Origin of the sequence: Mucilaginibacter polytrichastri, assembly GCF_001911425.1 — a bacterium.
GTDB classification, from domain to species: Bacteria; Bacteroidota; Bacteroidia; order Sphingobacteriales; family Sphingobacteriaceae; genus Mucilaginibacter; species Mucilaginibacter polytrichastri.
Map to the genome: position 1 here is coordinate 1,945,568 of NZ_MPPL01000001.1, position 8,693 is coordinate 1,954,260.

The window sequence follows — 8,693 nt, forward strand, 5'->3', positions numbered from 1 at the left end:
CATGCTGTTGGGTATTAAGTAATAGAGCGGTCTAAATGTACATAGCCACCATCTACATAAGTAATTTGCCCGGTAGTGTGACTGGATAGGGGCGACAGCAAAAACACAGCCATGTTGGCAATCTCTTCTGTAGTGGTCATTCGTTTTCCCAAGGGAATATTTTGTACAATTGATTGTAGCTTTTCTTCCGGATTTTCAACCGTGTTGATCCATCTTTCGTACAAAGGTGTCCAGCATTCGGCAACTACTACGGCATTAACCCTAATGTTGTGTGGCAACAGTTCAACTGCCCATTCCCTCGTTAAGGCATTGCGGCCGCCGTTGGATGCCGCATAAGCAGATGTACCTCCCTGGCCTGTATCGGCTGTTTTAGAGGTAATATTTAATATGCTGCCCTGCGATTTAATTAAAGCTGGTAGTGCGTAATGAGCCATTAAGTAATAGTGAATCAGGTTTTTATGAAGTGAAATTATGAATTTTTCATAATTACCGCTTTGCAAACCAACACCATCGTTTTCACCGGCATTATTTACCAGGCCGTCAATGCGGCCAAACTTTGCAAGTACGGCATTAATAGCTTCTTCACATGATTCGGGCTTACAGAGATCGGCTTCAACCTGAAATGCTTTACCACCATTATTTTCAATCTCATGGACGGTTTTCAGGTTCTCGGCAGCGGTACGGCTTACAATTACAGCAATTGCACCTTCGCGGGCTAAAACCTGCGAAATGCCTTTACCAATCCCTCTTGCACCACCGGTAACAACGATCACTTTATCTTTAAGTTGTAAATCCATTTAGTTTGTTAATCAGTTAGTTAAAATTAATCTCCAAAAAGGATTAGCTTTTTGAATAACTAACAAGTGTTTGCTTTGAAGTGCCTAGGCCGTCGATTCCTAATTCAACCACATCACCAGGTTTTAAATAAACCGGTGGTTTAAAGCCTAAGCCAACCCCTGCAGGTGTACCTGTAGAAATTACATCACCAGGCAACAAAGTCATAAATTGGCTTACGTAAGAGATAATATGCGGGATTTTAAAAATAAAATTAGCCGTATTGCCATCCTGCATTTTCTGGCCATTTACCGTAAGCCATAAACGCAGGTTATCAATATCGCCAAGCTCATCCGGCGTAGCCAGAAAAGGGCCTAAAGGAGCAAAGGTATCGCAGCCTTTTCCCTTATCCCAGGTACCATTGCGCTCCAACTGAAACTCACGTTCTGATACATCATTATGCAGTACATAACCTGCCACATAATCAAGTGCTTCGGCTTCTTCTACATAAGCTGCCTTTTTACCAATCACTATGGCGAGTTCAACTTCCCAATCTGTTTTTACAGAGTTTTTGGGGATCATGATCTCATCATTAGGGCCGGTTAATGAGGTAGTGCTCTTCATGAAAATAACAGGCTCTGGTGGGAGCGGGGCATTGGTTTCTTTCGCATGGTCGGCATAATTTAAACCGATACACACAATTTTCGACGGCCTTGTAATAGGGCTGCCCAGGCGTACATCGCTTGCGATTGTGTTAAGCGTGTTGTTTTTAATAAACGAGGCCAGGCGGTTAAGTCCGTCTGTTTCAAAAAAATGTTCTGTATAATCTTCGCCCAGGCCAGAAACGTCATATTGCTGATCGTTAATGATAACTCCGGGTTTTTCTTTGCCTTTTTCGCCAAATCTTATAAGCTTCATAGTATTGTTTTATCAGTTGGTAATTAGTTTTATTACAGTATCGGTGTTATCTATCTTAACGTTGTTTAGGTAGATAAAAACTCCCTCGTCTTGTTGTTTAAATTTAACGCTGCTATTATCGCTCAATAATTGCGCTTTAAGCACTTTACCCTTTAAACCGGGTATTAAAATATAGGGCTGTTGCGGCATATCCATAATATGTGCATACAATACCCTGTTGTTTTGTGTAACCACACCCCATTGTTGCGGGGCAATATTACTGCCGCGGGTGCCATAAATACTTTCGCCGTTATTTTTAATCCAGGCACCTACAATGGCTAGTGTATCTGTAAATTCCTGCTGAATTTTTCCATTAGGCATTGGGCCAATGTTTAGCAGGAAATTAGCGTTACGGCCGGCTGCATTAACCAGGTAATGGATAATCTGTTTGGATGACTTAAAACTACGGTCGTTAATGTTAAAGCCCCAGCTGTTATTAATAGTTTCGCAGGTTTCTAAAGGTAAGGTACCAATTTTAGATTCTCCGCTGAAACCGGTATTGTTATTACCGGGTAGGTCTTTCTCAAACATTTGGAAATCTTCGCCCTCTTTAGGCTCCAGGTGGTGATTGTTACCCACCATAATAGCCGGGTTAAGCTTGTGGATCAGCGCATAAATTTCGTCATAATGCCAGTTTGCATCTTTACGCTCCCAGTTACCATCAAACCAGATGCCCTTAACACCGGGGTATTTGGTAATCAGTTCGGTAAGCTGGGCTTTCATAAAGCTAATATAGCTGTCCCAGTCTCCTTTAACAGGTTTACCATCTACTATAGGGCTGCCGTAAGCATAGTCTTTGCGGCCCCAATCAAGTAGTGAGTAATACATGTGCAGTTCTATACCTTCTTTCTGGCATTCTATGGCAAGATCCATCAACGGGTCGTGGTGATAAGGTGTTGCATCCACAATATTATAGGATGATTGCTTGGTACCAAACATACTGAACCCATCGTGGTGACGCGAGGTAACAGTAATATACTTCATACCTGCCTTTTTAGCAAACTGCACCCATTCGTGTGCGTTAAAAGCCTGCGGATAAAAGAAATCTGCCAGTTTTTTGTAGCTGTCGTATGGGATATGCTTCTCATTCATTACCCATTCGCCTGCCCCTAACTCGCTGTAAATACCCCAGTGGATAAACAACCCGAATTTCATATCCTGAAATTTCTGGCGTTCGGCCAGGTTATCAGCAGTAGGTGTGTAGACTGCCTTGGTTTGTGCCATGGTGTTTACCGTGCAAAACAGCAAACAAAGGAGGATCAATTTTTTTGGCATGATGAAATCAATTATTTAATGTGATAAAGCCGCCATCGATAGGGTAATCTGTGCCGGTGATAAAGCCCGCCTCGTCAGAACATAGGTACAGGGCCAGTGCAGCAACTTCCTGGGGTTGCGCCATACGGCCTATTGGCTGACTTTTAGATAACTTTTCAAAGATCTCATCTTCCTTTCCCGGATAGTTTTTGGCGATAAAGCCATCAACAAAAGGGGTATGTACCCTTGCCGGAGAAATACTGTTACAACGGATATTACTGTGCAAATAATCGCGCGCTACCGACATAGACATAGCATGGATGGCACCCTTGCTCATTGAATAAGCAAAACGATCTGTAATGCCTACATGAGATGCAATGGAAGCCATATTTAAAATTGTACCACTGCCGGCAGCTTTCATCAGGGGGATTGCGGCATAAATACAATTGTAAGCGCCTTTAACATTTACATTAAAGATCCATTCAAAATCGCTTTCTGATGTATTTTCTATACTGCCAATATGGGCAATACCTGCATTATTAACCAGGATATCAATTTTGCCGATGGCTTGTAATGCATCCACAATAGCCTGCTGATCTGTTACGTTGGCAGCTACAGCAAAAGCATGGCCGTTTTTAGTTTGTATTTCTGCCACCACTTCCTTGGCTGCATCTGCATTGAGTTCAATAATATGTACAGTTGCCCCTTGCTGTGCAAATAGTAAAGCAATGGCTTTACCTATGCCGCTGCCGCCGCCTGTTATAACTGCTGTTTTATTTTTTAAAGTAAACATGGTAATATTTTATAATGAAACGCCTCTTTTCCAGGGAATAAAATCATCCTGCCCCAGTTTTTGTGCTTTTGTCTGCTGGTTTCCGCTGGCAATATCAATTACCAGTTCCAGCATCCGTATCGCTGTTTGTTCTATAGTTTCCTCTCCTTCTATAATGGTACCGCAATCTATATCAATAATATCGGGCATTTTTTGATACAGTTTGGTATTGGTAGATATTTTAACCACAGGTGCAACCGGGTTACCTGTTGGGGTACCCAACCCTGTTGTAAATAATACGATGTTGGCACCCGAAGCAACTTCGGCAGTAGTGCTTTCTATATCGCTGCCGGGGGTACATAATAAGTTTAAACCGGGTTGTGTTACTTTTTCGGGATAATCTAATACCGCGGTGATAGGAGAGGTGCCTCCTTTTTTAGCTGCCCCGGCAGATTTAATAGCATCGGTAATCAATCCGTCCTTAATATTACCCGGCGAAGGGTTGGCATAAAACCCAGAACCGTCTGCCTCTGCACGTGCATTGTATGTTTGCATCAGGTTCATGAATTTTTTGGCGGTTGGTTCATCAATACACCTGTCGCTTAACTCCTGTTCTACACCGCATAGTTCCGGAAACTCAGCCAATACCACACTGCCCCCAAGTGCCACCAGCATATCTGATAGATAGCCCAACGTTGGGTTGGCCGAGATGCCTGAGAAACCATCAGAGCCGCCACATTCCAGCCCGATGCAAAGTTTAGAAAGCGGTGCGGGCTGGCGTTCTTGCTTGTTGGCTTCAATCAGCCCTACAAATGTTTGTTTAAGGGCCTCATGTAGCAATGCGCTTTCGGTACCCAGTTGCTGTTGCTCCAGTACAATAAGCGGCTTGTTAAAATTGGCATCCCGTTTTAATATTTCTGTTTGTAAAATGCTGGCTTGTGCATGCTGGCAACCCAGGCTAAGTACAGTTGCACCTGCTATATTGGGGTGGGTTATATAACCGGCCAGTAAGCCACAAAGGGCATCCGAATCGGTTTTGGTGCCGCCGCAGCCCATATCGTGGTTAATAAACTTTATGCCATCTATGTTTTTAAATAATTTATGGGCACCGATACTTTCGGGCGTTAACTGCAAATCTGCTTGTAAAAGCTCTGCTGCAGATTTACCCGTTTGGTACATATTGATCAAACTGTCCACTTCGTTCTCGTAACCCCTTGGCTTAGCAAAACCAAGTTTAGCAGTAAGGGCTTCTTTAAGCACATTAATATTTCGGTTTTCACAAAATACCAACGGTATTACCAGCCAGTAATTGGCCGTGCCCACCGAGCCATCATGACGGTGATAGCCCATAAAGGTGCGATCCTGGTAACGGCTAACATCCGGCTTATGCCATTCTGTTTTACGATTGCCCAGCTGAAAATCATTAGCTGCATGCACAATGTTATTAACGGTGATACCGCCGCCTTGCGCTATGGCAGTTGTTGTTTTACCCACCAGTACGCCATACATGTAAATTGAATCGCCGGGTTGCAGCGCTTGCAAAGTGAATTTATGCTTGGCTTGCACATTATCTGCCAGTGTTAAAGTATGGCCTGCAAAATTAATCTGCGTTCCTGCTGTTAAATCCTGGAGTGCCACCAGTACATTATCAAGCGGGTGTATTTGTATATAAGTATGTCTTGTACTTGCTGACATTATGATTGATTTTAATTAATCGAGATTGAAAATTTTGTTCATGATCATCCATTTTTCGCCAGGGGATGATTGTGAGAGGGGTTGTTGGTACTTCCACATTAAAGTTTCCCATTCCTGTACCTTTGCGTTCGAGGCATCTGCCATTGCTTTTTTCTCAAAGCTAAAACTGTCGTTCACATCCATAATCATAAACAGTCGGCCCGATAACCGATAGATCTCCATATGGGTTATTCCGGCTTCCTTTATACTCCTTATTATTTCGGGCCAAACTTTTTGGTGCCATTTTTCATATTCAGCAATTAACTGTGGATCGTCTTTTAGATCAAGTGTTAAACAATATCTTTTCATAACTATATTGATACGATGGGCTGTATTTTAATTCTATGGCCTTTTAATGCATAATAAAGTACCATGCTGAAACAAATCAGGGGTACTATGTAGGCAATTTGTATACTGCCGGTTTTGTCTGAAATAAAGCCCATCGCCAGCGGAGCAAAAGCACCACCAATGATTGACATAACCAGAAAAGAAGCAGCTATTTTAGTTTCGTGCCCCAAGCCACTTATACCCAGCGCAAAAATGGTTGGGTACATAATTGACATAAAAAACGGAACCATTACAATAGCATAAAGCGCAATGTGGCCTGTTGTATTTAACGCTACAATAATTAATAAAATATTAATAGCAGCATAAATACCAAGTAGCGTTGCCGGTTTAATGTACCTCATTAAAAATGTACCGATAAACCGGCCCAACATAAAACCTACCATAGCCACAGCTCCCCACAAAAATGCTGCAGTTTTTTCGTCAACCGCGGCAACGTATTTAGCATAGCGGATAAAAAAGCTCCCTACACCTACCTGTGCGCCCACATAAAAGAACTGTGCAATTATAGACCAGCGTAAATGCGAATGGCGTAATACCTTAATCGAAAAATCTGTTCCGGGCGAATGCTGTGATGCCTCTTCATCTGCATTTACATCAGGTATTTTAGTGAACAGGAAAAACAGGATGAGTACTACTACAACCATCCCTATAATTAAGTATGGGATTTTAACTGTATTGGCTTCGGCTTGTAAATAACTGTTCAATTGAAATGCCGACATGCTTTTTAATTTAGCAGCATTATGTTCAATGCCCGACAGGATAAATTTACCGCCTATTATAGGTGCTATAAATGATCCTAAGCCGTTAAATGACTGTGCAAAGTTAAGCCTTTGCGCCGCTGTTTCTTTACTACCCAGTGCAGCCATATAAGGGTTGGCTACAGCTTCCAGAAAAGTTGCACCACTTGCTATAACAAATAGCCCGGCCAAAAAGAATAGATAATTACGACCGGCAGCGGCAGGAATAAACATAAATGCACCTGCAGCATATAACACCAAACCAATAATAATGCCCTTCTTGTACCCATACTTATGCATAAAGAGCCCTGCCGGGATAGCAATTATAAAGTAAGCAAGGTAAACAGACAGGTCAATAAACGATGATTGCGTATCATTTAACTGGCAGGCCTTTTTTAGGTGGGGGATAAGTATTGGATTGATATTATGCAGAAATGCCCATAGAAAAAATAAAGACGTAATCAGTATCAGCGGAAACAAAAGGGTTTTTCTCGGCATAAATTATTTTAGGCTAGTAAAAATTGGTTTACAAATAAATTGAATTTGAACTAGTAAAAAATTTACTTTTTAGGCTAAATATTAAGCTATTTTGGCATTGTTTTTATAAAATTTGATATTTGATAGTATTTGAAGCTTAATTTTGATATCATTGATCACTTGTTTTAGCCAGTTATTTCTTAATGAAGCCTCAATTATTAAAAGTATCTAAAGATTTTGTACACTCTTTTAGCGCCAGGAGAGACACCACGCCGGATATCAATAACCGCTGGCATTATCATCCCGAAATAGAACTTATTTATTTAAAGAAGGGGCATGGAACCCAATTTCTGGGAGACAGCATTACGCCGTTTTTGGATGGCGATCTGATACTGATTGGATCTAATTTGCCCCATTACTGGCAATTTGACGAAGCCTACTTTGAGGCAAGTGCCACAAAACAGAAATTGAGTGCAGATGTAGTAGTTGTCCATTTCGATCAGAATTTTTGGGGAAACGAGTTTTTAAACCTACCGGAGAACAAATTAATAAGAGATACGCTGGAGCAAGCCAAACGAGGTATTAAAATTAGTGGTGAAGCGCAACAAACTATTGGGGCTAAGATTGAAAAGATTGTAAACCAGGAAGGTGTAAGCAAAATCATCTGCTTAATGGAGATACTACTAAATATAGGAGAGTCGAAAGACAATAATTTCATAGCTTCTGTGGGCTTTCAGCATAATATTCTGGAAAACGAGAAAGATCGTATATATACTATATATAAGTATGCCCTGGCCAATTTCAAGAAAAAGATCACGCTCGAAGAAATTTCTGGTATAGCTAATATGAGTCCCAATTCATTTTGCAGATACTTTAAATCAAAAACCCGTAAAAGCTTCTCTACCTTTCTTAACGAAATAAGAGTTAGCCATGCCTGTAAGCTATTAATAGAAAACGAGCTGCACGTTAAAGAGATTTGCTACGAAAGTGGTTTTTATAATTTTTCCAGCTTTCATAAGTGCTTTAAAAATATCACAGGTAAAAATCCGCTTAAATATCACAAGTCCTTTAAGAAATAGGCTCCCTGGGGTATCAAGATTATATAAAATACTGATTTTCTTGTAAATAAGCATTTGCTATTCGCATTTATGTAAACTACGGTTGCTTGTAATTATTTATTGGCCGTTATTATAAATGCATAATTTCTACATTCAGTTTTACTACTAGGTGCTGATATTCAGGGGGCTGCCTATGTTGCTAAATCCACCTTTTAAAAAGTTTTGATTATTTGGATAAAACATTTCCTTAAGTGGTAAAAAGTTCACATCTTTGCAGCCCGCCAGGAAGGAAAGGCGGGATGTTCATTGAGAAAGTAAAGGAGAAGGGCTTTAAAAGGAAGGCAGCAAAGCCGGAATTAAAACGTTGGAAACGGGCGAAAGCGCGTTAAGTCAAACCTTCGGAAGCTGCCAAATTAAATGCAAATAATAATTTGGAAATTAGAAAAGCTTTTTTACCTTTGCACTCCCGAAACGGGGGAAAGAAAATGGGAAAGGGATCGGGAGAGACTGAGTACATAAGCTGCAGAAAACCAGGTTTAAAGCTGGTGATTAGGCAAAAGGGTTGAGCGCAATGTTCAACGA

General features: G+C 41.1%; 9 protein-coding genes. 1 reads left to right on the top strand and 8 read right to left on the bottom strand.

Annotated elements, in window-relative coordinates; genetic code table 11:
* Window positions 1-14: 14 nt before the first annotated feature.
* The 7 genes from RG47T_RS08475 to fucP are packed head-to-tail and all read right to left on the bottom strand — an operon-like array spanning window position 15 to window position 7,074.
* Window positions 15-797 carry an SDR family oxidoreductase gene (locus RG47T_RS08475; RefSeq protein ID WP_074489013.1) on the bottom strand — a complete coding sequence of 261 codons (783 nt, stop codon included), beginning with the start codon at window positions 795-797 and terminating at the stop codon, window positions 15-17.
* Between the two features lie 43 nt (window positions 798-840).
* On the bottom strand, window positions 841-1,692 hold the full coding sequence (locus RG47T_RS08480; RefSeq protein WP_074489014.1) for a fumarylacetoacetate hydrolase family protein: 852 nt from the start codon (window positions 1,690-1,692) through the stop codon (window positions 841-843).
* Window positions 1,693-1,704: 12 nt separating this feature from the next.
* Window positions 1,705-3,006, bottom strand: coding sequence for an alpha-L-fucosidase (locus RG47T_RS08485; RefSeq protein WP_074489015.1), 1,302 nt, complete (start codon window positions 3,004-3,006; stop codon window positions 1,705-1,707).
* Window positions 3,007-3,013: 7 nt separating this feature from the next.
* The gene (locus RG47T_RS08490; RefSeq protein ID WP_074489016.1) at window positions 3,014-3,778 is read right to left on the bottom strand and encodes an SDR family NAD(P)-dependent oxidoreductase; all 765 of its coding nucleotides are present in this window, start codon (window positions 3,776-3,778) and stop codon (window positions 3,014-3,016) included.
* Window positions 3,779-3,787: 9 nt separating this feature from the next.
* Window positions 3,788-5,452 carry a UxaA family hydrolase gene (locus tag RG47T_RS08495; RefSeq protein ID WP_074489017.1) on the bottom strand — a complete coding sequence of 555 codons (1,665 nt, stop codon included), beginning with the start codon at window positions 5,450-5,452 and terminating at the stop codon, window positions 3,788-3,790.
* A gap of 15 nt (window positions 5,453-5,467) precedes the next feature.
* The gene (locus RG47T_RS08500; RefSeq protein WP_074489018.1) at window positions 5,468-5,800 is read right to left on the bottom strand and encodes an L-rhamnose mutarotase; all 333 of its coding nucleotides are present in this window, start codon (window positions 5,798-5,800) and stop codon (window positions 5,468-5,470) included.
* Window positions 5,801-5,802: 2 nt separating this feature from the next.
* A complete protein-coding gene (gene fucP, locus RG47T_RS08505; protein ID WP_074489019.1) occupies window positions 5,803-7,074 on the bottom strand; it encodes an L-fucose:H+ symporter permease in 1,272 nt (423 codons plus the stop codon).
* A gap of 182 nt (window positions 7,075-7,256) precedes the next feature.
* On the opposite strand from fucP, the gene RG47T_RS08510 reads away from it, so the two are divergent.
* The gene (locus tag RG47T_RS08510; protein WP_074489020.1) at window positions 7,257-8,132 is read left to right on the top strand and encodes an AraC family transcriptional regulator; all 876 of its coding nucleotides are present in this window, start codon (window positions 7,257-7,259) and stop codon (window positions 8,130-8,132) included.
* Between the two features lie 364 nt (window positions 8,133-8,496).
* Here RG47T_RS08510 and RG47T_RS26350 read toward each other — a convergent pair.
* On the bottom strand, window positions 8,497-8,693 hold a 197-nt coding region (locus RG47T_RS26350), incomplete at its 5' end, for a hypothetical protein (RefSeq protein ID WP_216351027.1).